Below are 25,682 nucleotides of genomic sequence, written 5' to 3'. Positions count from 1 at the left end.
GCCGTGCGGAACAACCCGCACGTCTTCGCGACGCTCACGCTCCCTGGGTCGTCAGAGGCGGGTGGCCATCACGTGCGCGAGGCGCAACAGGTCGCGCACGCCCGGATTATCCCCGTCAGCCCGCACCAAAGCCGCGCGCTCGGCGTCGCCCAAACCGGCCGGCGACCGCCGCAACAGCGAACCGGGATGGTGCAGATCGTGCACCCGGGTCACGAACGCGAAGGAGCGGCGCCGCGGCGGCGCGTCCACGTCGAGCTGCCCGGAGTAGATGACGTGACGTCCGCCCGGCGCCGCAAGCACCGCGCGCAGGCGACGGGCGGAGCCGACGATCGCGGGCGGGGCGTCGACCGGGGCGAGACCCCGCCACGGGTCGAAGAAGCGGACCCGGCCCTCGGAGCCGGCGTGACCGCCGACCACGTCCCAGGCCGGGACCGCGCACAGCTGCGACAGCATCGGGGTGTCGCGGGACGCCACCGGCCGCATCCCGTCGGCGTCCAGCCGCCACAGCACCAGCCCGCCGTGCCGCCCCGCCGTCACGAGCGCGTCCTCCCCGGCGAAGACCAGCTCTCGTACCGGCGCGTGCTCCGCCGGTACAGGGGCCGCGTCCAGCGCGTGGCCGAGTGCGGCGTGGACGGCGATCAGGCGGTAGCCGTCGCACAGCACCATGCGGTCGCCCCTGGGGGTCACCGCCATCGGACCTCCGGTGCTCAGCGCCCACTGCCCGAGGTCGACCTGGCGCAACTCCCCGGTCGTCTTCAGGACCAGGACCTGCGGCGTGAGGGGCAGCGAGACCACGCATCCGTACGCCGTGGCCGCCAGGTGCGCCCCGGTCAACGTGCGGCTCTGCGCCAGCACCCGCGTCTCGAACGACGTGTGCCGGACCAGTTCCGCCCGGGCCGCGTACCCCTCGCTGCGGCGCAGCGCGACCACGTCCCCGGGGCCCAGGACGGCGAGCGACTTGTGGCACACGGGGCCGCGGTGGAGCACCGTCCGTGTGCCGGACTCCGGCTCAAGGGTCTCGATCACCTCGCGCGACTGCTCGTCCGGGTCGTCCGTCACGTGCGCGGTGGCCAGCACCTCGCCGCCGTGCCCGAACGCGCTGTGCGCCGCGGAGAACACGCCGAAGTCCTCGGGCAGCGTCCGGGTGGCCGCGCCGGCCGCCCCGTCTACGAGGGCCCGGGCGCGGCGCGGGGAGAGGGACCGCAGCCAGCCGAACAGTTCCGCGTCCAGCGGATGGTCCGGTGCCCCGGCGCGCCGCGGGATCCGGTGCGCGAGGTGCACCGCGTCGGTGAGGGGAGCGGAGCGGACGAGCTCCCAGTACGCCGGCCAGTCCCGCCGACGCGCGAGCCCGCTCGCCGTGTCCTCCAGTACCGCCGCCGACACGTGTGGCACGGGCAGCAGCTCCGGAAGCCACCCGTCCACCGCGATCCGGGCCTCCGGCACCTGCCGGCCCAGGGAGTCGGGGTCGAGCACCCGCCGCGGAACGTCGGCCTCCGGCTCCGGCGGCAGGCCCGCCGCCCGCAGCGCGCTGTTCTGCCGCGACACCGCGTCGCCCAGGGACGACATGTAGGTGGCGGGCGCGCGGTCGGCCAGCCGGCGCAGCCACGTCACCGCCTCCTCGCCGACCTCCACGGCCTCCCGGGGACGGTCTGCGTCGAGCAGGATCCCGTGCAGGCTCATCAGTGCCGTCGTCCACGCAGAGGTGTACCGGTGCGGATCGGCCTCGGCGAGGCGCCGGTTGAGCTCGGCCACCTCCCGCGCCGGCTCGACGGCCTCCACGTGGCGGCCGCGCGCGGACAGGTGCTCGCGCAACCGCTCCAGCGACGCGACGAGCGGCGTGTCCTCGACCAGCGCCCCCTCGCGCACCAACTCCCGGCCCAACTCCACCGCTTCGCGCAGGGCGACGTCCTCCGCAGGCGGACGGAACGTGAGGGCCGCCCCGTTGGACAGCGTGATCGCCAACCCCCGCCGCTGCCCCGGATCGTGGACGGCTGCCCTGCGGTACGCGCTCGCCGCCTCCTGGTTGGCCCGGTACGCCTCCTCCCACCGACCGGCCGACTCCAGATGCACACTGGCATTGGCCAGCGCGGTCGCCCGGTACGGTTCGTACCGGCGCAGATCGTCCCGGGCGAGACGGGTGAAGAGGTCCACCACGCGCTGCTGCGTCGCCACCGCTTCGTCGACCTCGCCGGTGCGGTGCAGCAGACCGGCGACGTTGGTCAAGGTGCGGCCGACGTGCTCCTCGTACGTCTCCGGATCGTCGGCGACCAGCTCCTGGAAAAGCTCGGCCCCGCGCCGCGCCGCCCGCAGCGCCTCCTCCGTGCGCCCCAGTTCGTGCAGGTCGTTGCCGTGTCCGGCGTGCAGCCAGGCGCGTTCGTGCCGGTCCGGTGCCGCCGCGATCCGGGACGCGAACAGCCGGACGTCGACGGCTGCCCGTCCCACCACGAGGTTCGCGGGGGTCGGGTGCGGCACGGCGTCCACCACGTCCTCCAAGAGCGCCGTCGTGATGTCGGGCAGTTCGGCCAGAGCGGTGAGCGCAGCGCCCCCGGCGGCCACGCCGAGGCCGGGATCGACGGCCAGCAGCGGATACAGGCAGGCGGGCCCGAGGTGCGGCCAGCGGCCCGCCGCCGCGATCAGCGTCGACACCCCCCGGGCGGGGCCGGAGCCGTACCGCAGCACGGCGCCCGCGGTGTCCGCCGCCCACGCCTGCGCCGGGTAGTCGGCCGCGTGGCCCGGCACGGTCAGCGCGACGAAGTCCTCCGCCAACCGGTCCGGATAGAGCGGTTCCAGGACCGTGCCGGCCACGCCCTCGGGCGGCGGATAGCAGACGCCGTGGTCCGCCAGCACGGTGGGCGTCGGCTGCCCGACCTCCAGCGCGTCCACCAGCAATGCTCCCTGCTCTCGCGGCTGCGCGCCGCTCAGGGAGGCGGCGAAGACCACCCGGTTCATGACCGCCGGGGACAGGGTGATCCGTCCCGCGCCCCGCCGGTCGTGCAGCAGCACCCAGCCCAGGTGCTCGCGGTCGAGGAGGTAGAGGGTGAGCCCCGCCAGATCGGGCGGGGCACGCCGACCCGAGGCCGCGGCGTCGATGGCGACCAGGGCGGCCATGTGCACGGCGAGCACCAGCCTGAAGTCGTCGTCGGCGAGATCGGGTTCGCCCGCCGGCGCTACGATCCCGTACCGCTCGGCGAAGGCGGCGCGTGCCGCACGGAACATCACCCCCCGCTCGCCCTGCCCGGCCGCCGGGCCGCTCGGCTCGTCCAAAGGCCCGAGGGCCTGTGCCGACACGTCGATCTGCTCACTGGCGAGCGCCCCGCGCAGCGCCGGCCACGAATCAGTGCCGCGCGCCAGCAGCAGGACGCGGGCGCGCACGTCCGGCCGGTGCAGCAGGGCGTTGCTGAACAGCCAGGTGAGGGTGGTCAGCGGCCAGCGATCCGCGTAGTCGACCAAGAGCAGGAGCCCGGCCGCACTGTCCGGCGTCAGGTCCTGGCTGCCGGGCGGCGGCAGCACGGTCCCGGGCCCCTCGACCGCGGTGACCACCTTCCAGCCCTGCCCGGACAACTCGGCGGCCAGCTGCTGGGCCAGCCGGGTCTTGCCCTGCCCGCCCGGCGCGTGCAGCCAGCGCGCCGCCCGCTGCGGACCGCCGGCGCACCAGGCGTGCAGCGCTCCCAGCTCGTCCTCCCGCCCGGTGAACGGCGCCACGGCGAACCGCGCGTGGAGCATCCGACTGGGCTGCTGCCGCAGCCACTGCGGATCCGCCTCGGGGGTCGGCGCCCACCGGCGCAGCACGTACAACGGCGTGCCGTCGCCGAACACATGGATGTCCGCGCCGACGACACCGTAGGCGAACCCGCCCGTCGCGCTGACGTGCTGCTCGCTCACGTCGCGCGGTCACCGCGGCCGGCGCCGGGCTCCTGATGGACGATCACGTTCCCACCCTGCGCGCCGAACGCCTGCCCGTGGTCGCGCGCCTCGACGTGCTGCACCCAGTGGCGCTGCTGGGCGGGCAGTTCGTCCTGCAGCCGCCGGGTCAGCTCACGCACGTCGTCGGCCACCTCCGGGTGCGCGCGAAGGAACTGCTCGAGCCGCAACTGCCACGCCGGTGCCAACTGCCGGCGCGCCGCCTCCGGATCCTCCGCCTCGGACACCAGCGCGGCCTCGCTCTCCAACAGCGCGACCAGCGCACCCTGTTCGGGTGCGTCATCCCGCCCGAACAGCCGCAGCAACCCGGAACGCGCGGCGCCCCAGGCGTCCGTCGCCATCGCGGCGACGAGCGTCGTCGAAGCGGCCGTCGCGACCGCCGCCAGGGATTCGATCATGGGTGTCCTCCCGTTGCCGTGCCCGCCCCATCGTGCCACCACGGCGCGGCCCGCGCCCGCGCCCTCCCCGATCAACGTGCCGCGGTTATATGGTGGTCGGCCGCACCACCGGGACAACGACACGGCGACGACGCCGTGGGCGAGGGGGCGTCGTGTGGCGTCGCAAGGGCCCGAACCGCACCGGCCTGCGCCGGCAGCTCCGCACGGCGCGCGTCCTGTTCGACACCGGCGACTTCGCCGCGGCGGAGGTGCTCCTGCGCCGCCTGCTGCCCGACTGCGAGGCGGAGCTGGGAGCGAACCACGGGGAGACCATCGGCCTGCTCAACCTGCTCGGCTCCACCCTCTACCAGCAGCGCAAGGCGACTGCGTCCGCGCAGATCGCCCGCGAGGCCACCGACCGTGCGGCCCGCGCCTGGGGCCCCGACGACCCCGCGACCCTCGACTGCGCTCACAACCTCGGCGCGGCCCTGGCCATCCAGGGCGACGTCTCCGCGTCCGTCGCGGTTCTCGACGACACCTGGCAGCGCCGCGCCCGCCGCCTCGGAGCCGCCCACGAATCCACCCTCACCACCGCCAACACCCTCGGCGCGACCCTCTTCGCCGCAGGCCTCCGCCGCGACGGCCTCACGGTCCTGCGCCGCGCCCACGCCCAGAGCACGGGCCTGCCGGCCGGGCATCCGGTGCGTGTGGACATCGCCGGCAATCTGCGGATCGCGGAACGGAACGCGGGCGGCTAAGACCGGGCGCCGCGCCCACCTCGTGGTCCGCAGCGGCACCCCGTCACCCGCTACATGGCAAGCAGCAGCCGATGCCAGGTCGGGCAGGCGGCGGCGCGGTCGTCACTCGTACATGCGTTGGGCGGAGCCGGTGGCCAGGGGCTGGTGGCCGGGCGTGGTGTAGGCGAAGTTCAAGACGGTTCGGCGCGTTCCGGGGCGACGCAGGCGGGTGACGCGGTGGGCGGTGCGATCGCTGCGCAGCAGGTAGGCATCGCCCGCGCGGTGGTGCAGCCGACGAGTGCCGGGGCGGTCCAGTGCCGCCAGGTCGGCATGTCCGGGGTGGATTTCGAGCAGTCCGCCGTCGGCCGGCTCCGGTGGCGCTTCGATGAACAGCACCACGGCGAACGGGTGGTCGTCCGTGTGTGCCCTGTGGGTGTCACCCGGGCGGTGCAGGATGTTCAGGACGTGCCGTTCGACGGGGTCGCAGACCGGCAGCACGTCGCCGCCGTGGACGCAGGACAAGGCAGCCAGCAGTGCGCTGTTGCGGTACAGGCCGGAGATGAGTGTGGATTGCGCGGCGATCTGTCGGCCTCCCAGAGTGGTCATGTGACGCGGGCTGTCGTCCATGCACGCCATGCGGAAGTCGCGGCGTACCGCGGCGGCCCCTAGCCTGGCGGTCTCCTCGCGCAGGACGCGCAGTCCCTCGGCGCTCACCAGGCCCATCGTTGGCCGTCACCTGCGGAAGAAGAAGAAGAAGAAGCAGACGACAATCGCGGACAGGACCGCACCGCCCACGCCGGACCTGGTGATGCGCGACTTCACCGCGGACACGCTGAACACTGAGGATCAGCCTCAGTTCATCCACCCACCCGCACCTGAGACAATGGCGATCAGTCACAGCGGGGCGGCGCGATCGGTCGCACACCGTTCTTGCCGCGGCTGGGGAGGGATGGTGCTCGGCGACGGTGTGGCCGAGGGGGGCGATGCCTTCGGAAAACAGACTGGGGATACGGAGCGTTGCTGTTCATGCGGTTACGGAAGAGTGCTGTCGCTGCGGTTGTGTGCGCCTTGCTCGCTGGTGTCTCGGGGGATTGCGCCGGCGCTTCCGCGCCCGCTCGGGGGCCTGTGGCGGACCTCCTGAACGGCCGGGACTGGGCCCACTTCGCTGGCGGGAAGCCCACCCGCGCAGGGGTACGCGTCACACACCTCGACCGGCGCATCACACGCCAGGACGGCACCGGTGGGCAGCCGAACCCGCCGGTGAACCTGCGCGGTCCCCACATGGTGTTCCGCGGGGACGTCCGGATCGAAGCGAGCCTGCGACGCACGGATGACACGGACGCCTACCTGCATCTGTACGGGGAGACGCCGGTCATCTACGACGAATGGCGCTACGAGCGGCGCGGCGTACGCATCGGCGTGGTCGGCGGGAGGCTCCGGATCGACCGCTGGGACGGGGACTCCGACAGACCTGCGGTGACCCGGACCCTCGGGGGCGGTCTGGGGCACGAAGTCCGCCTCGCCCTCGAAGTCCGCGGAAGCAGACTCGTGGTGGAGACCGACGGAAGGGTCGTGGGAACCGTTCCCGCGCGGGACGTCTTCGGCCGTGGCCGCATCTGGTTCGGCGCGGATGCGGGAGCCCACGGGAAGGGCTGGACCCTCAGCGATCTCCACGCGCAGTCACTGGGCCGGGGCCGGATGTCCGTCGTGGACGCGCCCGGCCTGCGAGTGCCCCGGTCCACCGACGCGATGCGTGATCTGGCGGCGGGGCTCCCCCGCCCGATCCATATGGGAACCGCCTTGGCCACAGGCCCCTTGCTGACTGACAGCGCCTACCGCCGGACGGCGGGTGAGGAGTTCTCCATGCTCACACCGGAGAACGACTTCAAGCCGCAGTTCGTCCAGCCCCGACGCGGCGTGTTCGCGTTCGCGGAGGGCGACACCTTGGTGGACTTCGCCAAGGCCAACAAGATGAAGGTGCACGCCCACACCCTCGTCTGGTTCGAAGCCCTGCCCGCATGGATGCGCGCCGAGATGACGCACGAGCAACGCAGGCGCGTCATGGCGGAGCACATACGGGCGGTCGCGGGCCACTTCCGGGGGAAGGTGGCGGAATGGGACGTGGTGAACGAGCCCATGTCCGACGAGGATGAGGACTACTCCACCGGCAACCGGGGCGTGCGGCCACAACTGTGGTTCGAAGCGATGGGTGAGCAGTACATCGACATCGCCTTCCGGACGGCCCGCGAGGCTGACCCGCACGCGGTGCTGTACCTCAACGAGTACGGGGTGGAGGAGGACGGTCCACGCTGGGATGCCCTCTACGCGCTGCTGATCCGGCTGAAGAAGCGGGGCGTTCCGATCGATGGCGTCGGTTTCCAGGACCACGAATACGCCGTCGGCGACCGTACCGACCCCGAGGTCTTCCGACGCAAGGTCCGGGCTTTGGCCGGGCTCGGCCTGAAGGCCCGGGTCTCGGAGGCGGACGTCCTCGTCGACGAGGACGAGGAGGACGTCCAGGCCCGCCAGTTGGCAGGGAAACTCGCCGTCTGCAGCGAAGAACCCAACTGCACCTCGTTCTCGACCTGGGGCTTCACCGACAGGTACGGCTCCACGGCCGACCTCCGGAACTATCCCCCGAGTCCGGGAAACGCCCTTCCCTGGGACACGACGTACGAGGCGAAACCTGCCTACTGGGCATTGCGTGACGTCCTGGACGACGCTCGCCGCTCAGGTACTGGGTAGGTACGGCGAACGCCCTTGAACGGCCAGTCGGAAAGCCACCGGTGAGATCGAGAACAGTCGCCTGGCCGCGACCGACCGGCACTGGGCGTTCGCCGCGCCGACCGCCTCACCCGCCGCGCGAGCGGCCCGGGTTCTCACCCTCCTGCACCACTTCCACCAGTCGGTCGAGCATGCTCTGCCACAGCGTTTTGCCCTGGTGTTCCGTCGTTTCAGCCCCCGTGGCGCCTGTGCGGGCAGCCGATCAGTACAGGCGCCGGTCGCATGCTGGTGGGCACGCACGATGGTGGAGTCCACCGAGTGTCCCAGTCGATCTCACCGGCAGCACAGGCATATCGGTCTGGCCGGAACGCCCCCCGTTACCGTCTTCGTGGCTCCGCAATGGGGCCTCCGGCCTTCGGGTCCGGTATGACTTCCCCCTCCTGTTGTTGATGATCCGGGGGGTGGTGTCACCGGGCCCGGAGGCATCGACGGACCGCTGATGAGGGGCTTGAGCACCGGCTTCACCCGAGCCGGAAGAGCTCTCCGTAACGTGGGTGTGGCAGCTCGGTGCCAAGGCAAGGCCGGACGAAAGCGTGATGGAGGGGCTCGCACGTGATCGACACGAGTGACATCGACGTCTTCCTCGGCCTGGACGTCGGCAAGGGCGAACACCACGCGACCGCCGTCACCCCGGCCGGGAAGAAGGCGTTCGACAAGCGACTGCCCAACACCGAGCCCAAGCTCCGCGAGCTGTTCGCCAAGCTGAAGGCCAAGCACGGAACGGTGCTGGTCGTCGTCGACCAGCCAGCCTCGATCGGTGCCCTGCCGCTGGCCGTTGCGAGGGACATGGGCTGCCCCGTGGCCTACCTTCCGGGCCTGACGATGCGGCGGATCGCCGACCTCTACCTGGGCGAGGCCAAAACGGACGCGAAGGACGCGTTCATCATCGCGGACACGGCCCGCGCGATGCCTTACACGCTGCGGGCGATCGACGGCGAGGACGAGACCATCGCCGAGCTGGAGATGATCGTCGGGTTCGACGACGACCTGGCCGGAGAGGCCACCAGGGTCGCGAACCGCCTCCACGGCCTGCTGACCCAAATCCACCCTTCGCTGGAGCGTGTGCTGGGTCCACGGTTGCAGCACCCGGCGGTGCTGGCCTTGCTGGAGCGGTTCGGTTCACCGTCCCAGATCCGCAAGGCCGGACGGCGGCGGGTGGTCACGCTGTTACGGCCGAAGGCCCCGCGGATGGCCGAGCGACTGGTCGAGGACATCTTCACCGCCTTGGACGAGCAGACCGTCACCGTTCCGGGCACCGAGGCAGCCGCGTTGATCGTCCCGAGCCTGGCCGGATCCCTGACCGCACTCATTGACCAGCGCAAACTCCTGGCCGGGCAGATCGAGGAACTCCTGGAGGCCCACCCTCTTTCGAAGGTCCTGAGGTCGATGCCGGGAGTCGGCGTCAGGACCGGAGCCCGCATCCTGATCGAGGTCGGCGACGGCAGCACTTTCCCGACCGCCGGCCACCTCGCCGCCTACGCCGGCCTCGCACCCGCGACCCGCAGTTCCGGGTCCTCGATCCGCGGCGAACAGCCCTCGAGACGGGGAAACAAGCAGCTCAAACGGGCCTTCTTCCTCTCCGCGTTCGCCGCCCTGGCCGACCCCGCATCGCGGACCTACTACGACAAGAAGATCGCCCAGAGCAAGCACCACACCCAGGCCCTGCTCTGCCTCGCCAGACGACGGGCAGACGTCCTCTTTGCGATGCTCCGCGACGGAACCTTCTACGAACCTCAGCCCGCCAGGTCAGGCTGAATCGCCGAGAGCCCGCCGTGCTTCAGTCCACAGCCGCTCGAACTCCTCCGCGGTGATCTCGGCCGCCTGCGGCTGGTCCTGCCAGCCGTCCATGAGACCTTCGGCGAGAACGCCGTACTGCCGTTCATAGCGGAACATCGCCGCGAGATCGGCATGATCACGCAAGTGCAGCACCTCTTCCAAGGAGGCCGCCATCACCGGACGCGAGTCCTGCCCCCGGACCTCAACCTGCCGCGCGGCCCAGCCCTCGTCATCGGCCTCGAAATACAGCCACAGATCTTCGTCCTCGTAGTAGGTGCGGAACCACGTCGTCATGCCGCAATCCTGACCCACGACCTTGACCAAAGAGATAGGGGCCCCCGCGATCCCGAACCGGCAACAGCCCACGTCAGGGCAGACGGAAGCACCTCCGGCGCGCACCGAAGGTGCGCTGGATCGCTGACCAGCCGAAACGCAGCTATCGCCCTCGGAAAGACAGCAGCTTCTGATGGTCACAGGTGCATGGTGTTGGTGTGACTGGGCGCTTCAACTGGCGGGTGAGCGCCTGTGTTGGCGGGGCTGAGCGACCCGCGTCTTGAGCTAGGCCGTGTTTTGGAAGTTGGATCGGTCCTCGCTTCACGCTGTGATGATCGCAGGGTGGGGCGAGGAGATCTTTCTGACGAGCAGTGGGCGGTGTTGGAACCGTTGTTGCCGATCACGGCTCTGGGACGACCGATGGTGGGTCGACGGAGACTGATCGACGGGGTCCGCTGGAGGGTACGGACTGGAGCTCCGTGGCGGGACCTGCCGCGGGAATACGGGCCGTGGCAGACGGTCTACGGATTCTTCCGGCGCTGGCAACGTGACGGAACCTGGGCGGCGCTGTTGACGAGGTTGCAGAGCCGTGCCGATGCGGCGGGGCTGATCATCTGGGAGGTCAACGTCGACTCCACGATCTGCCGGGCCCATCAGCACGCGGCGGGCGCCCGCCGCAACGGCAATGCTCAAAACGAATCGCCGGGAGGGTCACGCACGGAACCCCACGACCATGGTCTGGGCCGATCTCGTGGCGGTTGGACCACCAAGATTCATATTGCATGCGAGCAGGGACAACGGCCTCTGTCTGTGCTGGTCACCGCCGGGCAGCGAGGTGACAGTCCGCAGTTCAAGGCTGTTCTGGAGGGCATACGGATTCCTCGCCCCGGGCCAGGCCGGCCTCGAGTTCGTCCACTGCGGGTGCGGGGCGACAGGGCTTATTCGTCTCGCGCCAACCGGGCCTATCTTCGCAAGCGTGGTATCCGCTGCACGATTCCGGAGCGTGCTGACCAGGTCGGTCACCGCAAGCGGCGTGGCTCGGCCGGCGGGCGGCCTCCGGTCTTCGACCGGGAGGACTACAAGGCCCGGCACGCGGTCGAGTGCGGGATCAACCGGCTCAAGCGCAACAGGGCAGTGGCCACGCGGTTCGACAAGCTCTCGGTCCGCTTCGAGGCCACTGTGCTGATCGCAACGATCGGCGAATGGCTGTGACAAGGCCGGGGTGTCGGTACCGCATGCCATGCTGACGGCCGACAAGTTGAGCAGCGTGACGGGAGGGGATTGCCGATGGGGGCTCGCTTCTACGGCGCTGACAGCGAGAACGGTGACCGTATCGACGACCCGTCCGAGGATGCGCTGTTCATGATGATCAGCGACCTCAACGACACCGACAACACCTTCATCGTCGTCCAGCCCGACGCAGAAGACTCCGTCTGGTTCGCCTCAGTGGCCGTCCTCGACGAAGGAGGCTACGAAGTCGTCCTCCGTGATGCCAGTCGCCGCGAGCATGAGGTCACCACGTCGACCAGGATCGGCGACATTGCCCGCGACCTGACCTTCTGGTTGGCCATCCGCTCTCATCCCGGACGGCCAACCCCACCAATCTTCGACTTCTAAAACACGCCCTAGTACTGCAACGGTGTTTGTTCTGAGTGCTGGGCAGTTTTCAGGGGCTGTGTCCGCGTCGTTTGTAGTGACTGACGCGGGCTTGATGCTGGCGTCGTCGGCGCCATGTTGACCAGTGCAGGATGTGGTCGATGGGGGTGGGGCGGCGGTCGGTGAGGCGGGTGATCAGCCGTCGGATCTCGGCGAGGCTGAGGTGGATGAGCTGGGAGGATCCGTTTCTGCTTTCTCCGTGTCCAGCTGGCGGGCCCGCAGAACGGTGAGGCAGGCGTGGGCGGCCATCGCGAGGGTCATATGGCAGTGCCAGCCGGGGTAGCGGCGGACCTGGTAGTCGTCCAGGCCGCACTCCTGCTTCGCGGTCTGGAAGCATTCCTCGACCGCCCAGCGGCTGCCGGCGATGCGGATCAGCTGGTCCAGGGTGGTGTCGGCGGGGCAGTAGGCGATGTAGTAGGAGATCTCCTCGGGCCGGCTGACGCTGCGGCGGGCAATCACCCAGTGCCGGCGGTCTTCGCGGTGCCATGGGCGGACTTCGACGCGGGTCCAGTCGTAGATCCGCCGGCCATGTGCTCCCTCGCCGCAGGAACGGCGCTTCCACTTCTGCCGGGGCAGGCCGGGAAACAGGTCGTGGACGGGGTGGTCGAGTGCCCAGCGGGTGACGACGGTGTCGTGCCGGGTGGTGGCCATGACGTGGAAGACACCCCATCCCGGCCGTCCTGGACGACCTCCTCCAGGTCGCTGACGACGCCGTCCTGGTCAAGGAGGCTTCGATCATCGCCGGCATGAGGTTGCTGTTCGACCACGCCGGCCTCGTGGTCGAACCCTCGGCGGCACCGGGCGTCGCGGCGATCCTCGAAGACCGTGACCGGTTCGCCGGTCGCCGTGTAGTCACCATCGTCCGCGGAAGCAATGTCGATGTGGACACCTATCGACGCTGGGTCGGTGGGATGTCCGTCCACAGATCCTGACCATCGCTCCGAGGCACACGGCCACCGGCATCCGCAGGGGTGGTGACCTGCACCGGCCTGCGACGGTCGAGTGGTCCTACTTTCGTGTCTCGAGGAGGGGCTGGAGGTCGGTGTGCAGGTGATCGAGTGCGCTGCGGTACAGCTGGGGCCCGACGGAGACCCGGGCCACGCCGATGGCACCGAGTTCCTCCAGCGACCCGCGCTCGAGCGGAAAGCCGGCGTTCACCGGTGCGCCGACCTCCGCGACGATGGCCCGGAGGTCGTCCGGACCGGCTCCGGGAGGGAACACACAATCAGCGCCGGCCGACCAGTACGCCTCGGCCCTGCTGATCGCATCGGCACGCTTTCGGTTCTCGGCCAGAGGTGAGGTGGGGAAGAAGGAGTCGATCCGGGCGTTGATGACGAGCGGCACTCCGATACGGTCGGCGGCCGCGCGCATCCGGGCGATGTAGGCGGCGCGGACATCGACGTCGATCAGGCCTCCGCCGGCATGATCACTGTCCTCGATGTTGCAGCCGGCGACTCCGATCCCCTGCAGCAGCTCGACCAGTTCCTCCGGCGCCATCCCGTAGCCGGCCTCGGCGTCGACGGTGACCGGCACGTCGACGGAGGCTGCGATGCGTCGGGCGACGAACATCATCTCCTCCCTCGGAGCGCCCTCACCGTCGTCGTAGCCCAGAGCGGCGGCGATCGCGTTGCTGGCGGTCGCGACCACCGGGAACCCCGCCTTGACGACGGCGCGGGCGCTGCCCACGTCCCAGGCGTTCGGCAGTACCAGCGGAGCGCCCGGGATGTGCAGGGACCTGAGCAGCCTGGCCTTGTCGGCTTGATCGGACATGACGGGCTCAGTCGACCAGCGCGCCGGCGGAGAGATTGGCGACGGTGCCGGTCATGGCTCCCGCTCGATCCGACGCCAGGAACGCGGCTGTCTCTGCGATTTCCGACAGCGTAGGAAGCCTCTTCAGAAGCGTCCCTTGCACCATCCCCCCGCCTTCGAGCATCTCCTGGACCGACTGCCCGCCCGCTGCCGCCATCTGCTGGAAGAGGTCCTTGGTGTACGAACCCGCTGCCGGTGCATCGACGACAGCGTGTGGACGGATGCAGACCACCCGGATGTTGTCGGGTGCCAGCTCCGCGGCCAGAACCCGCGAGAAGGCCTCCTTGCCCGCCGCGCTCACGCTGTGTCCCAGGATGCCGCCCACAGCCAGTTTGGAACCCGGCTCGGACAACGTCAGGATGACGCCAGGACGCTCGCGGCCCATGTGGCGCGCCACAGCCTTGCTTGTGATGAACAGCGTCTGCAGGAAGCCGTCGATGGGCCGCATGAACTCCTCGAGCGAGAGATCCGCCAGCGAGGTCCCCTGGTCGTGCATGACACTCACGGCGCTGAGTGCGACGTCGATGCTGCCGGCCGTCGCCGCGACGTCTTCGGCGTGCTTTTCGACGGCCTGTTGGTCGAAGACGTCGACTTGCGCGGTCTCGACCTTCCCGCCGGTGGCGGCGATGTCGCGCGCCACGGCGTCGAGCTTCTCCTGTGTCCGCCCGGCGATGAAGACCCTTGCACCTTCCCGGGCGAATACCCGTGCGATTGCGCCGCCGATCGCGCCCCCGCCTCCGTAGATCACAGCGTTCTTGTCAGCAAGCAGCAATCCACTCATTGTGTCCTCCAAAGGTGACGGGTTCATTCACAGATGATGGGTTCATTGCGCGCGACGCAGCCAGGGGCGCCGACCTTGATCGAAGGGGTGGGCCAGAACTCTCTTCCGGGGGGGGCCGGACGGTCAGTCTCGGTCGTGCTTCTGTCGCTGGATCTGTTCCGCGATGCGCTTGATGCGGTTCAATCGCGCATCCCACGCCCTGCCGACCTCATTCAGTTGGCGGACCGCACGGGCGAGCTGCGCCTCGTCGACGTTGTAGCGCCGCTCGCGGCCCATCGGTGTCGCGTGCACGAGGCCGGCGCGATCGAGGACGGCCAGGTGCTTGGTGACCGCTTGGCGCGTGATCGGGAGACGATCGCTCAGACTGGTCGGCGTACCGACTCCTTCCGCGAGCAACAGGTCGAGCAGGCGGCGCCTGATCGGGTCGCCTATCGCCGACCAGAGTTCGTCGTCGACGGCGGCGGTCATTGCGCCTCCACGGAAGGGGCGTAGCCCTGCAGCTTGGGCAGGAACATGTCCCAACCGCGCTCGTGGTCGTGGAAGGCTTCCTCGAGCACGGCGGCTTCCCACCCCTTCTCTCGCCAGCCGCTCTCGGTGAGGCGCAGAATCGTGCCGTCACCGGAGGGCTCGAGCTCGATGGTGACCAGGAGGGAGTTGTCGGCAGCGGGCAGTTGCCCGTCTTCGGCGACCCAGCGGAAGGCGAACTTGCGCGGCGGATCCACGTCGACGACGACGATCCGCTCCACCGCGGCGCGGTCGCCCCAGACCAGTTCGCCGACCGCGCCCGGCGCGGGATCGAACGACGCGTCGTCGGACCACCACATCTTGATGTGCTCGGGACGACTCACGACATCGAACACGATCTCCGGTGCGGCATCGATCTGGATCTCGCGTTCCAATTTTCCGAACTCCACCACATACCTCCAATAAGCAACCATCGGTTGCGTATCACCCTAGCCCTCGCACTAGGGATACGCAACCTTGCGTTGCGCAAGGACCGCGAGGTCGGCGTAATAGAGCGCTGACCAGGCGACGGCGGAGTTCGACGTGCAGCGGCGCAGCGCGATGAGCCGCAAGGTCAGAACACGCCCGTTCGCTCTCCCTCACCACTCCGGACGGACTGCCGCGAACGGATCCGGACGAACGCTCCACCACCAGCCTGAAATCTCTTCGATCTCATCGCCGGGGGATGCCTATGCTCCCGCCATGGCCAATGCGAAGCCCAGCGCGGCGAACTGCGACCGGTTGGTCCGGCTCGTGCCGCCGCCGGCCGCGCCCGTGGACGCACACGGGGACTGGATCACCGTCGAGACCGTGATCGGTACCCGGCTGCCGAAAGACTACAAGCGACTTGTCGAAGCCTACGGCTGGGGCGAGTTCTGCGATTTCCTCTACCTCCGGACTCCGTTCGGAACCAACAAGCACAACGGTATCCAGTGGCAGATTCCCCGCCCCACGGGATCTCCGGAAGGGGACCCTGAGCGCTACCCGTATCCACTGCACCCCGCTCCGGGTGGGCTGCTGATCTGGGGCACCACCATGGACGCCGACCGACTCTGCTGGCTCACCGACGGGGTTCCGGAGCAGTGGCCTGTGGTGGTGTGGAGCAGCGAGGGCTGGTACGAGACCCATCGGATGGGCGCGGCCGAGTTTCTCGAGAGCTGGGCCGGCGGACGCGTGAGCTCCGGCTTACTCGGAAGCATGGAGCCGAACCTGGCGCCGTGGTTCAACGCCTTCCGTACCCGCACCCACCGGTGCCTGCGGCTGTCCGAAGGCCCCTTGTCCCACCCCGATCGGCTACGGATCCTGCGCGAGACGCTGGCTCCCACCACGGACCGGGGCTCGTGGCGCTCCGAGCACGACGAGGCGAGACAAGACCACTTCGCGATGGTCGATGCCGACTGGCTGCTGACCTACGACGCGTCCCGGCCTCACCAGATCCGAATCAACTTCCCACCCGAGGACGGCAAACAGGTTCGCCGGCGTCTCGTCGCCGCTGTTCGGCTCATGGGATGTGAGGTGCTTCGGATAACGACGGCGACCGGAACGACCCTGCCGTCCTGGGACGCGGCCACGGACGAGGACGAGGAGTAGCGGTCGAGCCGAGCCCGTGAGGGACAGAGGACGATCTCGGTTCCGCCCTCGTGACGATCGCGCGTCATCGACGGCTGGGCCGGGGCCGCCGAACAGGAGGACCCCAGGCCTGGCAGGAGGCCCCGGCCTGGGCCCCACGGACCGATCAGCGGGGCCGTGGCGCGGCGGGCGCGGCTGCGTGATCGGCGGGTACGTCCTCGACGCCGGAGCGATCCGGCAGCTCGTACAGGGCCGGCCGGCCATGGTCGCCCGCGTGGTCGTCTCGGTCGAGCGGATCCAGATCCTCCTGGTCCCGACCACAGCGCTGGCCGCCGGCCTGGTCGGCGGTGACATCTCGCCCCGCCGGCGCGGGCAGGCCGACGACGCCCTCGCCGCACCCGTCTTCGACTTCCACGACCTGGACCGCCCCACCGCGCCGGCGGTCTTGGAACTGGCGACCATGGCCGGCGTCGACCTCGCCACCGCCCACGCCGCCCACCTCGCCCTCCGCCGCCCCGGCCGGCCGGTGCTCACCGCCCACCCGGCCGAACCGCACAAGGTCCACCCCGGGATCGAGACCGTCGAACTCCCCTGAGGTCAGCCTCATCCGAACTCGACGGTCAGTCGGTCGCCTTGGCGGCCTGGACTATCAGGTTCTCGACCCGGCCGGGGTGGGAAAGCATGACCAGGTGGGACGCGCCGTCGACCACGACGGTGTGAGCGCCGGCCCTCCGGGCCATGAACTTCTCGGTCGCGGCCGGGATCGCCCGGTCGGCCCCGGCGACCAGGTACCAGGACGGGATCGTCTTCCAGGCCGGCACGCCGCTCGGCGCCTGGAGGGCGGCCAGGTCCACCGGGCGCTGCTGGGCGGCCAGCAGCTCGGCGTCGGATCCTCGCAGGTCGGCCGCCATGACGGTGCGGAACTTCGCCGGGTCGACGTATCCGTCCGCGCCGCCGCCGCCGGCGACCGCGTAGGGCCGGACGACGAGCGCCTCGCCGAGCTGGCTTCCGGGGTTGAGACCGACCAGCGCCAGACCGCTCTCGCCCTGGTCGGGAGCGAAGGCCGCGATGTACACCAGGGCCTTGACGTTGGCGTGCCCCACCGCGGCGTTGGTGATCACCTCACCGCCGTACGAGTGGCCGACCAGGACCACCGGCCCGGGGACGGATTCGAGGAGGCTGCTGACATAGGCCGCGTCGGAGTCCAGGCCCCGCAGCGGATTGGCCGCGGCGATGACCGGATAGCCGTCGTGCCGGAGCCGGGCGACGACCCCGCTCCAGCCGGAGGAGTCGGCGAAGGCGCCGTGGACCAGGACGACGGTGGGCTTGGGGGCGTGCCGGGCCTGCGCGGCCACCGCCGACGGAGCCGGTGCCGAGGAGGCCGGGGAGACGGCCGACACGGTGAGGACGGTGACGGCCAGGGCGGCCGGGATGGCCACGCGCCGGTGGAACCAGCGGTTTCCGTGCGGCGGGACTGACGGGGTTCCGGGCATGGCGGAGTCCTTCTCTTGGTAGGGCCGCCGGCAGGGCTGCGGCAGTGCGCGGCGTACGGGATCGCACGTCGCAGGGGTGGACGGCGGTCAGGCGGTCGGCGGCGGGCCCGCGACGCTCACGCGGAAGGACTCCGCGGAGGCGAGGATGTTCCCGATGTCGAAGGCGGGGGCCACGTCGTCGAGGCGGGTGGCGGGAGTGCCGTTCGCGCTGAACCACTCCTCGACCCGTGACGGTGTGAAGGCCACGGCGAGACGTGCGGTCTCCGAGCGGACCAGGTAGCTGTGGGGCACCCCGCGCGGTCCGAACGCGATCTGGCCGGGCTCGAGTTCGTGCCGCTGGTCGCCGACGAAGAACGAGACCTCTCCGTCGAGGACGATCCAGACCTCGTCCTCGTCCGCGTGGATGTGGCGCGGGGGCGCGTGGCCGGCGGTGTCGAAGAACTCCATGACGCTGAGGGCTCCGCCGGTCCTGCTGCCGGGGACCAGGATCCGGGCCCGGCCGCCGAGGAACCAGAAGGGTTCGCTGCCTGCTCCGGCGAAGGTGTTGTCGGGAAAGGGCGCGATCACGACGTGCGCCCGAGGAAGGAGAGCAGGAGTGCGGTCATCTTCACGGGGTGCTCCTCGTAGATCCAGTGGCCGGAGTCGGGGACGACGACACCGGTGACCTTCTTCGCGTACCGGCGGACCTGGTCGGGTACGGCCTCGCCGAGGCTGCCCGAGGCGCCGATCGCCAGGACCGGCATGGTCAGCTTCGTCCGCCGGTTGACGGCGTTGTCCTCGACGTCCTGAGGGAAGGTCCGGAACCACTTGAAGCTCGCCGACAGGTGGGCCGGGTCCTTCAGGGCCTCGGCGAACACGGCTGTGTCGTCGTCGGTGACGGAGCCCTTGCGGACTTCGAGGCTGTCGACGAACCCGCCCACCCACTGCTCTTCGCGGCCGGCCACGACCTTTTCGGGAAGGCCGTTGGCGAGGGAGAAGAAGCCGAAGTTCCAGGCGGCCGGGCCGGCGGCGGTCAGGGACGGGAACTCGTAGAGGCTCGCGTCCGGGATCGGGGCCTCGCTGAGGACGAGCTTCTTCACGTCGCGGGGGTGCGCGGCGGCGTAGGAGTAGGCGACCATCGAACCGATGTCGTGGCCGACCAGCCGGATGTCGTCGGCGCGCCCGATCCTGCGGAGCAGTGTGTGGACGGCTGCGGCCATCGACTTCTTGTCGTAGCCGTCGGCCGGGGCGTCGCTCTTGCCGGCGCCGGGCAGGCTGGGCGCGATGACGGTGTAGTGCTGGGAGAGCTCCGGCAGGAGGGCGCGCCACTCGTACCAGGTCTCCGGGTAGCCGTGGAGCAGGACGAGGGTCGGACCGTGGCCGCCGATCACGTAGTCGAGGCCGGCGGCCTTGTGCTCGGTGAACCCGGCCGGTACCAGGGGGGCGGCGGACGGGGTCGCGGTCTTGGTGTGCGGGGTCGCGGCGGAGACGGTGGCGGCGGAGAGGGTGGCGGTGCCGAGGCCGAACGCCGCGGCGATCGCGAGCGGTGCCAGGACGCGTGGCCGGAAGAAGGCATGACGGTGCTTCACAGGTGCTCCAGTTCAAGGGGAAGGCGTGGCTGTGGCGATGAGAGTGCTTGCGGCTGGGGCTGGGGTTACAGGGTGCTGACGAGACCGCCGTCGACGACGAAGTCGGAGCCGGTGATGTTCGCGGCCCGGTCGCCGGCGAGGAACACGACGAGGTCGGCGACCTCGTCGGGGCGGGTGAACCGGCCGGTGGCGGCGTCGGCGGCGGCCCGCTCGGCCACGGCGTCGGCGGAGCCGCCGGTGGCGGCGGCGACCGTCGCGGCGACCCCGTCGCGCGCCAGCCACAGACCGGTGGTGACGGGGCCGGGGCTCACGGTGTTGACGCGGACGCCCCGCGGGCCCACCTGCTTGGACAGGGACTTGCAGAAGTTCGACAGTGCGGCTTTCGACGCGCTGTAGTCGATCACGAGCGGGTCGGGCAGGAACGCGTTGACGGAGCTGACCGTCACGATGCTCCCCGCTCCGCGCTCCAGCAGGTGGGGAAGCGCGGCCCGGGTGGTGCGTACGGGGGCCAGGAGGTTGACGGACAGCGTCGCGGCCCAGTCGTCGTCGGTCACCGCGAGGAAGCCGTCGGTGCGGGGCCGGACGGCACCCACGTTGTTCACGAGAATGTCCAGGCCGCCGTAGGCGAAGGTCGCGGCGGCGACCAGCTCGGCCGGTCCTTCGGGCGCGGTCAGGTCCACCGCGACCGTGAGGACGTCGCCTTCGGCGGCCAGCGCCCGCAGCTCGGGGGTGATCTCCCGCGAACCGGTCACGACCCGGGCACCCTCACGCAGAAGTGCCCCGGCCACGGCGAGTCCGATGCCGCGGCTCGCGCCGGTGACGACCGCGGTCCTGCCGGTCAGGTACAGATCCATGCCAGGGCCCTTCGACGGTGCCGGTGCTGTCGGTGGAGTGCGGTTCGGAGGAAGCGCCGTTCAACGGAGGCTTCGTTCAACGGAGTTGCCGTTCAACGGAAGCGCCGTTCAGAGGGAGTGCCGCCGCAGCCAGTCCAGTGCGGTGTCGGCGACCTCGCGCCAGCCGCCGTCGATCGTCAGCGAGTGTCCGCGGTCGGGGAAGTCGGTGATGTCGGTGACGGCGTCGGAGTGCCGGTACTGCTTGAGGGTGGCCCGGACGACGGCCTCCGGCACCGTGTGGTCCTTGCCGCCGGTCATCAGCAGCAGCGGTCCGCGCGAGCCGTTGGCGGTGTCGACCTTGGCCGGCGAGTGCGGGTTGAAGTTGGCGGCGGCGGCCTCGAACAGGGGCTTGCCCGGGGCGGGGATCGCCCATCGCTCGAACAGCTCTACCGATTCCTCCTCGGACACGGCGTTGCCGAACGCGAAGCGGAACTGGTCGGCCGTGAGGGAGACCGCGCGGTGCTTGTTGCCAGGGTTCTTGAACACCGGCAGCGTCGCGCGCAGCGCGGACAGCGGCAGCGGGAGCACTCCCTTGATCTGGGCGGCGTCGATCGCGACGGCGGCGGCCGCCAGGTTCTGCCCGAGGAGCTTCTGCGCGATCATGCCGCCGAACGAGTGCCCGATCACGATGGGCTGGGCCGGCAGCTCCCGGATGATCGCCGCGTAGTGGTTCACCACCTCGTCGATTCCGTGGTCGGCGATGCTCTCGGGGTTGGCACGGGCCTCCTCGACGGTGCCGGGGTCGCCGGGCCAGCCCGGTGCGACCGGGGCGTAACCCTCCCGCTGGAACAGGTCGAGCCAGGGGGCCCACGAGCTGGCGTGCAGCCACAGGCCGTGGATGAAGATGACGGGGACGGGGGTCGGTGGCGTCATGACGACCTCTCGGTTCGGTCGGTGCGGTGGGTACAGCGATGTGATCGATACGGCGGTGCGGCCGGTACGGCCAGGTGTCCGGCGCCGGGCCAGCACACCACGGGGGCGAAGGCGTTCGTACCGGGGAAAGACCCCAGTGCGTCCGTGCCGGAATCGGGGGTGGACTCCGGAGTGGGGCCGGGGTGACGCGTCTGTTCCCACCCCCACCCCCGTCCCCCGGGAGCTGCGGCTACGGACGGGTGCCGAAGGGGCCCAGGAGCCCGGCGTCGATCCGCAGCGATTCGAGCATGGTGGCCGCGTTGTCGAGGGTGAAGACGTCGGCCGCGGCGAGGACGCCGGTGTACTTGGCGATCACCGGACCGGCCGCCTGCTGAGCGACGGCGTCCAGGTAGGTCTTGAAGATCGCCCAGGAGTTCCCGGACGGGCCGTACTTCTGGAAGAACGGCGTCGGGTCCAGGGACATCGCGGCCTTCACGCTGTCGGTGAGGTCGGCGATGTACCGCTTCTGCACGTCGCCGTCGGCGCGCACCCCGAGCCGGCCGAGGTGTCCGCCGACCAGGGTCGTCCAGGGGTAGCTCATCGCCGTGTCCTGGGCCTTCACCCAGGCGGGGATGTCCTGCGAGACGGCCAGGTTCTTGAACGGCACCCAGCCGGGATAGAGGACGTCCACCACCATCAGCGTCGCGTGGTCGGGCGCGTAGACGAAGATGTTGTCCGGGGAGTGGTTGGGGCCGTGGTGGGCGAGCTCCAGGCGTTCCCCGCCGACGCGCAGGTCGAAGTGGTCGTCGAAGGTCACGGTCGGGAGCGGCCGGTTGGGGTCGGCCTCCAGCCGGAGTAGCCGGCGGGTCTCGCTGTGCGCGATGCGCACGACGTGCTTGCCGAAGAGGTGGGCGGCGCCGATGTGGTCGGCGTGGGTGTGGGTGTACACCAGGTGGGTGACCTTCGGCGGCCGGCCGTTGGCCCGGGTGACCTCGGCGATGGCGCGCAGCAGGTTGTTCCCGATGGTCGGCGGCGCGTCGACGAGCACCACCCCTTCGCGGGTGCTCAGGAACATCGCCTGGTAGTAGGCGTCGGTCACCCAGTACAGGTTGCCCTTGATACGGCCGACGAAGTAGCCCTGCTCGTTGAGCGCGGGACCGGTCGCGGCGGTGGGGACCGGGGCGAAGTCGGGGAGATCCGTCGAAGCGGTGGAGGTGGCGGCGTGTGCCGTGCCCGGCAGTGCCTCGCCGACGAGGACGGCCGCGGTGGGGACCGCCAGCGCGGCCGTCGCGGTCCTGAGGAACGCGCGGCGGTTCGCGGTCGTGGTGGGGCGGGATTCCGGTGTCATGGGTCGGGGCCTTCCAGGGGGCCGGCGGAGTCGTCGGCGGCGGGTGCGGCGACCGCAGGACATCACCCGCGTTTCCTGGTTCGTATCGGGGAGAACCCCCAGTCCTGGCGCGCGCGCCCGGCCCCCGACCGGACTGGGGTGCCATCCGCCAGTGGCGGGCGACAGGCTCAGTTCTCGCTGGTCAGCAAGGAGTTGAGCTGTCGCCGGGAGGTGATGTCGAGTTTCCGGAAGATCTTGTTGAGGTGGTACTCGACGGTCGACTGCGTGATGAAGAGCCGGGTCGCGATCTCGGTGTTGGTGCTTCCGTGCGCGGCGAGGGTGGCGATGCGCCGTTCCTGCGGAGTGAGGTCGTGCTCGGTGAGGTCGTGCGGGGAGCGGCCGGCCCGCTTGCGGGGGTGCGCGCCGGTGGCGAGGAGCTCGGTCCGGGCCCGCTCGGCGAAGGCGGCTGCCCCCATGTCGGTGAACATCCGGTACGCGTGGCCGAGTTGGGTCCGGGCGTCGGTGCGGCGTTTGCGCCTGCGGAGCCATTCACCGTAGAGGAGGTGGGTGCGGGCCAGTTCGGTGCGTACCTGGGTGCGGTCGAGGAGGGTCAGGGACTGGGCGAAGTGGCGTTCGGTCCGGTCGTGGTCGGCCGAGACCAGGGCCCGGCAGCGTTCCAGGAGTCCCAGGGCCCAGGGCGTGCCGGCCGGCAGGGCGCGTTCCTCGAGGCGGGTGAGGGCCTGTCGGGCCGTGGGCCGGTCGCCAGAGCGGGTGGAGGCCTCGATGAGATCGGGCAGGGCGCGGGGGGCGCCTCCGGGGTTGTCGGCGTCGAAGGTGACGCGCGCGTGGGCGGCGGCCTGGACGTAGTGCCCCAGGCTGAGTTCGAGGACGGTCAGGCTGTTCCGGGCCCAGTCGGCCAGACCGCCGTGCGCGTGCCGGCTGGCGAAGTCGCGTACGAGGAGGTCCGCGGCCGTGCGGGCCGCCGATTCCTGGCCGCTCCAGGCCAGGAGCTCCACACGGTAGGCCAGGCCGGGGGAGGGCTGGCCGATGACGGCGGCGAGGTCCTGTGCCTCGTCCAGGCACGCGGTGGCGGTGGCGAACCGGCCGGCCCGGAGTTCCCAGGTGGACCGGACCAGCAGGGTGGAGCGCAGTGCTCCCAGCGCGCCGATGGCGCGCTCGTGTGCCTCCACGAGCCGGGCTGCCTCCGCGCCGCCGGTCTCGTCCCAGACCTCCTCGGCGGCGTAGAGGGCCAGGGTCGCCGCGCGTAGGCCGTGTCCGACCACGTCGGTGTCGCGTTCCAGGGCGGCGAGTGCGGCCTGGAGGAGAGGCAGGGCGGCCTGGTAGCCGCCGTGCATCCGCAGGGCGAAGCCTTCGAGGAGGAGGTCGGCGCTGCTGGGGAGGGCGGCCGGCTCAGGTGCCGCGGGCACGACCGCCGTGGTGACGGCCGGCGGGGCGGCAACTGGCGGGGCGGCGGCTCGCGGGGCGGCGAACGGTGAGGCCACGGTCAGCGTGGTCACGGCCGAGGCCTCGGCCGACGGGGCGACGACCGCTGGTGCCAGGGCCGCCGGCGCCGGAGCCGCCGGTACCAGGGCACGTGGGGTCACGGTCTGCGCGAACAGGGCGGGCGGTGCCAGAGTTGGCGGGGTCGCGGCCGGCAGGTTCGTGGCCACGGCCGGTGGGGTCGGGACCACGACCGGAGCAGGCAGCGCCGACGGGCTCGGGGCCAGCGGGCTCAGGGCGGGTGAGGTCAGGATCGTCACGCCGAGTTCCTCGCGGGTCGTCGCGTCGTGTACACCGCACAGCACGGCCAGGAGTCCTTCCAGCAGGATGGACCGGGCCAGAGCGCGGTCCGTGTCCGCGACCACGCCGGCCGCGGCCAGCAGCGGCGATCCCAGGCCCGCGAGCCGCCCGAAGTAGATGTCGGTGGTGGCCTGGGTGAGCAGGGCACGGGCCCGCAGGACGGTGTCGCCGCCGGCCAGGAGCGGCTGGGCCTGCGCGAGGAGGGACTGGGCGGTAGCGGGATCGCCCATCACGAGATGGGCTCGAGCGGCCTCGACGAGCCGCACCGCCCGGTTGGCCTGGGAGAGCTGTGCCGCTCGGGCCAGGAGGGCGGCCCGTTCGGCATAGCCGCCGCGCCCGCGGGCCAGTTCCGCCGCCGCGACCAGTTCGTCGGCCACCTCGTCGTCGAGCCCGACAGTCGCCTCGGCGCGGTGCCAGGCCCGCCGCTCGGGGTTGCGCAGTGCATCGCTGACAGCGGCGAGCGCGGCGTGGACGCGCCTGCGCTCACCGGCCGGGGCGCTGCGGTAGACGGCCGAGCGGATCAGCGGGTGCCGGAACTCCAGCAGCCGCCCGCCGGTGAGCACGCCCGCGGATACCGCCGCGTCCGCGGCCTGCGCGAAGACGCCCAGTTCCGCCGCCGCCCGCCACAGCAGCAGCGCGTCCTCGGGCGGCGCGGCCGACAGCAGTACCAGGAAGGTCCGGGTCTCCGGAGGCAGGCCCCGCACCAGACGTCCGAAGTGGTTCTCCAGCCGGGCTCCCACCGGCAGCGGTTCGAGCAGCGGGGCCGTCCCGGCCAGGTGCGCGGGGCTCAGCGCCTGGGCGCTCTCCATCAGTGCCAGGGGGTTGCCGCCGGCGTCGGCCACGATGCGCGCGGCCACCGCCGCGTCCACCCGCCCCTCCACGCTGTGCCCGAGCAGCTCGTGCGCCTGGGCGCCGGCCAGTCCGCCGACCGTCAGAGTCTCCAGCCCCTCGAACGCGCCTGGTCCGCCAGGTTCCTCGCGGCCCGCGACCACCAGGCCCAGAGCCTCCGCGCCCAGCCGCCGGGCCACGAACGCCAGCGCGTCGCGGGACTCGCGGTCCAGCCACTGCACGTCGTCGACCAAGCACAGCAGCGGCCGTGCCGAGGCGGCGTCGGCCAGCAGCGTCAGGGCGGCCATACCCACCAGGTAGCGATCGGCCCGAGGCGCGGCCAGCATCCCGAACGCGGAGGCCAGCGCCTCGTGCTGGGGAGCCGGCAGCGACTCCAGACCGTCCAGGAAGGGCCGCAGCAGACGGTGCAGGCCCGCGAATCCGAGCCGCGCCTCGGACTCCGTCCCGGCGGTGCGTACGACCCGCAGGTCGTTCGAGGTCTCAGCGAGGTGGTCCAGCAGCGTGGTCTTGCCGATACCGGCCTCGCCGACGACGACGAGCGCCGCGCTCATACCGTCACGCACGCCCGCGACCAGGTCGGACAGGACCCGCAGTTCCTCGTGTCGACCGGTGAGCGGAACCCGGCGGGTGCGGGCTCCGGCCCGGGAGCGTCCAGTCATTCCCCCAGCAGACCACCCCGGGGGCCCCGGGACCCTGGGGGCCGACCCTAGTGT

22 protein-coding genes and 2 pseudogenes are annotated in these 25,682 nt (G+C 71.0%); 8 read left to right on the top strand and 16 right to left on the bottom strand.

Annotated elements, in window-relative coordinates; translation table 11 throughout:
- Positions 1–51: 51 nt before the first annotated feature.
- Positions 52–3,882, bottom strand: coding sequence for a tetratricopeptide repeat protein (locus tag OG485_RS42115; protein WP_328674124.1), 3,831 nt, complete (start codon positions 3,880–3,882; stop codon positions 52–54).
- A complete protein-coding gene (locus OG485_RS42110) occupies positions 3,879–4,319 on the bottom strand; it encodes a hypothetical protein (RefSeq protein ID WP_328674123.1) in 441 nt (146 codons plus the stop codon). Before OG485_RS42110 ends, OG485_RS42115 begins: the two co-directional genes overlap by 4 nt.
- A 152-nt stretch (positions 4,320–4,471) precedes the next feature.
- On the opposite strand from OG485_RS42110, the gene OG485_RS42105 reads away from it, so the two are divergent.
- Positions 4,472–5,056, top strand: coding sequence for a tetratricopeptide repeat protein (locus OG485_RS42105; protein WP_328674122.1), 585 nt, complete (start codon positions 4,472–4,474; stop codon positions 5,054–5,056).
- Positions 5,057–5,158: 102 nt separating this feature from the next.
- Here the strand turns inward: OG485_RS42105 and OG485_RS42100 are convergent, their stop codons facing one another.
- The gene (locus OG485_RS42100; RefSeq protein WP_328674121.1) at positions 5,159–5,749 is read right to left on the bottom strand and encodes a HalD/BesD family halogenase; all 591 of its coding nucleotides are present in this window, start codon (positions 5,747–5,749) and stop codon (positions 5,159–5,161) included.
- 411 nt (positions 5,750–6,160) lie between these two features.
- Here OG485_RS42100 and OG485_RS42095 point away from each other — a divergent pair, with 411 nt between their 5' ends.
- The gene (locus tag OG485_RS42095) at positions 6,161–7,780 is read left to right on the top strand and encodes an endo-1,4-beta-xylanase (protein ID WP_328674120.1); all 1,620 of its coding nucleotides are present in this window, start codon (positions 6,161–6,163) and stop codon (positions 7,778–7,780) included.
- Between the two features lie 591 nt (positions 7,781–8,371).
- Positions 8,372–9,574 (top strand): IS110 family transposase, encoded by a 1,203-nt coding sequence (locus OG485_RS42090; RefSeq protein ID WP_328674119.1) that lies wholly within the window; start codon positions 8,372–8,374, stop codon positions 9,572–9,574.
- On the opposite strand, the gene OG485_RS42085 is transcribed toward OG485_RS42090, so the two are convergent.
- Positions 9,566–9,889 (bottom strand): hypothetical protein, encoded by a 324-nt coding sequence (locus tag OG485_RS42085; protein WP_328674118.1) that lies wholly within the window; start codon positions 9,887–9,889, stop codon positions 9,566–9,568. The two genes, OG485_RS42090 and OG485_RS42085, sit on opposite strands and share 9 nt — an antisense overlap.
- A 321-nt stretch (positions 9,890–10,210) precedes the next feature.
- Here OG485_RS42085 and OG485_RS42080 point away from each other — a divergent pair, with 321 nt between their 5' ends.
- Positions 10,211–11,080 carry an IS5 family transposase gene (locus OG485_RS42080; RefSeq protein ID WP_328671395.1) on the top strand — a complete coding sequence of 290 codons (870 nt, stop codon included), beginning with the start codon at positions 10,211–10,213 and terminating at the stop codon, positions 11,078–11,080.
- A 75-nt stretch (positions 11,081–11,155) separates the two neighbouring features.
- Positions 11,156–11,485: a hypothetical protein gene (locus tag OG485_RS42075; protein WP_328671396.1), complete on the top strand. Its 330-nt coding sequence runs from the start codon at positions 11,156–11,158 to the stop codon at positions 11,483–11,485.
- A gap of 174 nt (positions 11,486–11,659) precedes the next feature.
- Here OG485_RS42075 and OG485_RS42070 read toward each other — a convergent pair.
- Positions 11,660–12,187: pseudogene (locus tag OG485_RS42070) on the bottom strand (IS701 family transposase); the annotation flags it as partial.
- Between OG485_RS42070 and OG485_RS42065 the strand changes: the two are divergent.
- A pseudogene (locus OG485_RS42065) lies at positions 12,181–12,456 on the top strand (pyridoxal-phosphate dependent enzyme); the annotation flags it as partial. The pseudogenes OG485_RS42070 and OG485_RS42065 overlap by 7 nt on opposite strands.
- 76 nt (positions 12,457–12,532) lie before the next feature.
- On the opposite strand, the gene OG485_RS42060 reads toward OG485_RS42065, so the two are convergent.
- The 4 genes from OG485_RS42060 to OG485_RS42045 form a co-directional block, all read right to left on the bottom strand.
- Positions 12,533–13,294, bottom strand: a complete 762-nt coding sequence (locus OG485_RS42060) for an isocitrate lyase/PEP mutase family protein (RefSeq protein WP_328674117.1) — start codon at positions 13,292–13,294, stop codon at positions 12,533–12,535.
- 7 nt (positions 13,295–13,301) lie between these two features.
- Positions 13,302–14,114 carry an SDR family NAD(P)-dependent oxidoreductase gene (locus OG485_RS42055; protein WP_326790556.1) on the bottom strand — a complete coding sequence of 271 codons (813 nt, stop codon included), beginning with the start codon at positions 14,112–14,114 and terminating at the stop codon, positions 13,302–13,304.
- A gap of 123 nt (positions 14,115–14,237) precedes the next feature.
- On the bottom strand, positions 14,238–14,582 hold the full coding sequence (locus tag OG485_RS42050) for an ArsR/SmtB family transcription factor (protein WP_328674116.1): 345 nt from the start codon (positions 14,580–14,582) through the stop codon (positions 14,238–14,240).
- Positions 14,579–15,013, bottom strand: coding sequence for an SRPBCC domain-containing protein (locus tag OG485_RS42045; RefSeq protein WP_328674115.1), 435 nt, complete (start codon positions 15,011–15,013; stop codon positions 14,579–14,581). The genes OG485_RS42050 and OG485_RS42045 overlap by 4 nt, the downstream gene beginning before the upstream one ends.
- Before the next feature lie 307 nt (positions 15,014–15,320).
- Here OG485_RS42045 and OG485_RS42040 point away from each other — a divergent pair, with 307 nt between their 5' ends.
- The gene (locus tag OG485_RS42040) at positions 15,321–16,208 is read left to right on the top strand and encodes an SMI1/KNR4 family protein (protein WP_328674114.1); all 888 of its coding nucleotides are present in this window, start codon (positions 15,321–15,323) and stop codon (positions 16,206–16,208) included.
- A gap of 178 nt (positions 16,209–16,386) precedes the next feature.
- Positions 16,387–16,782, top strand: a complete 396-nt coding sequence (locus tag OG485_RS42035) for a hypothetical protein (RefSeq protein WP_328674113.1) — start codon at positions 16,387–16,389, stop codon at positions 16,780–16,782.
- Between the two features lie 25 nt (positions 16,783–16,807).
- Here the strand turns inward: OG485_RS42035 and OG485_RS42030 are convergent, their stop codons facing one another.
- The 7 genes from OG485_RS42030 to OG485_RS42000 all read right to left on the bottom strand — a co-directional run bounded on the left by OG485_RS42030 (position 16,808) and on the right by OG485_RS42000 (position 25,628).
- Positions 16,808–17,680 (bottom strand): alpha/beta fold hydrolase, encoded by an 873-nt coding sequence (locus OG485_RS42030; RefSeq protein WP_328674112.1) that lies wholly within the window; start codon positions 17,678–17,680, stop codon positions 16,808–16,810.
- Between the two features lie 87 nt (positions 17,681–17,767).
- A complete protein-coding gene (locus OG485_RS42025) occupies positions 17,768–18,247 on the bottom strand; it encodes a cupin domain-containing protein (RefSeq protein WP_328674111.1) in 480 nt (159 codons plus the stop codon).
- Positions 18,244–19,248 carry an alpha/beta fold hydrolase gene (locus tag OG485_RS42020; protein WP_328674110.1) on the bottom strand — a complete coding sequence of 335 codons (1,005 nt, stop codon included), beginning with the start codon at positions 19,246–19,248 and terminating at the stop codon, positions 18,244–18,246. The genes OG485_RS42025 and OG485_RS42020 overlap by 4 nt, the downstream gene beginning before the upstream one ends.
- A 65-nt stretch (positions 19,249–19,313) precedes the next feature.
- Complete coding sequence (locus OG485_RS42015; RefSeq protein ID WP_328674109.1) at positions 19,314–20,102, bottom strand: SDR family NAD(P)-dependent oxidoreductase; 789 nt, start codon at positions 20,100–20,102, stop codon at positions 19,314–19,316.
- Between the two features lie 108 nt (positions 20,103–20,210).
- Positions 20,211–21,014 (bottom strand): alpha/beta hydrolase, encoded by an 804-nt coding sequence (locus OG485_RS42010; protein ID WP_328674108.1) that lies wholly within the window; start codon positions 21,012–21,014, stop codon positions 20,211–20,213.
- 229 nt (positions 21,015–21,243) lie between these two features.
- The gene (locus OG485_RS42005; RefSeq protein WP_328674107.1) at positions 21,244–22,341 is read right to left on the bottom strand and encodes an MBL fold metallo-hydrolase; all 1,098 of its coding nucleotides are present in this window, start codon (positions 22,339–22,341) and stop codon (positions 21,244–21,246) included.
- 167 nt (positions 22,342–22,508) lie between these two features.
- Positions 22,509–25,628: an AAA family ATPase gene (locus OG485_RS42000; RefSeq protein ID WP_328674106.1), complete on the bottom strand. Its 3,120-nt coding sequence runs from the start codon at positions 25,626–25,628 to the stop codon at positions 22,509–22,511.
- Positions 25,629–25,682: the final 54 nt, after the last annotated feature.

Origin of the sequence: Streptomyces sp. NBC_00328, assembly GCF_036139655.1 — a bacterium.
GTDB lineage: Bacteria > Actinomycetota > Actinomycetes > Streptomycetales > Streptomycetaceae > Streptomyces.
The sequence above is the reverse complement of the archived record's forward strand: the minus strand, read 5'-3'. Positions and strand labels throughout refer to the sequence as shown.

Bases quoted from the DNA above. Each gene is read 5' to 3' on its own strand.
- OG485_RS42055 (WP_326790556.1), bottom strand. From the start codon at position 14,114: ATGAGTGGATTGCTGCTTGCTGACAAGAACGCTGTGATCTACGGAGGC.
- OG485_RS42085 (WP_328674118.1), bottom strand. From the start codon at position 9,889: ATGACGACGTGGTTCCGCACCTACTACGAGGACGAAGATCTGTGGCTG.
- OG485_RS42060 (WP_328674117.1), bottom strand. From the start codon at position 13,294: ATGTCCGATCAAGCCGACAAGGCCAGGCTGCTCAGGTCCCTGCACATC.
- OG485_RS42015 (WP_328674109.1), bottom strand. From the start codon at position 20,102: ATGGATCTGTACCTGACCGGCAGGACCGCGGTCGTCACCGGCGCGAGC.
- OG485_RS42010 (WP_328674108.1), bottom strand. From the start codon at position 21,014: ATGACGCCACCGACCCCCGTCCCCGTCATCTTCATCCACGGCCTGTGG.
- OG485_RS42050 (WP_328674116.1), bottom strand. From the start codon at position 14,582: ATGACCGCCGCCGTCGACGACGAACTCTGGTCGGCGATAGGCGACCCG.
- OG485_RS42075 (WP_328671396.1), top strand. From the start codon at position 11,156: ATGGGGGCTCGCTTCTACGGCGCTGACAGCGAGAACGGTGACCGTATC.
- OG485_RS42005 (WP_328674107.1), bottom strand. From the start codon at position 22,341: ATGACACCGGAATCCCGCCCCACCACGACCGCGAACCGCCGCGCGTTC.
- OG485_RS42040 (WP_328674114.1), top strand. From the start codon at position 15,321: ATGGCCAATGCGAAGCCCAGCGCGGCGAACTGCGACCGGTTGGTCCGG.
- OG485_RS42110 (WP_328674123.1), bottom strand. From the start codon at position 4,319: ATGATCGAATCCCTGGCGGCGGTCGCGACGGCCGCTTCGACGACGCTC.
- OG485_RS42000 (WP_328674106.1), bottom strand. From the start codon at position 25,628: ATGACTGGACGCTCCCGGGCCGGAGCCCGCACCCGCCGGGTTCCGCTC.
- OG485_RS42030 (WP_328674112.1), bottom strand. From the start codon at position 17,680: ATGCCCGGAACCCCGTCAGTCCCGCCGCACGGAAACCGCTGGTTCCAC.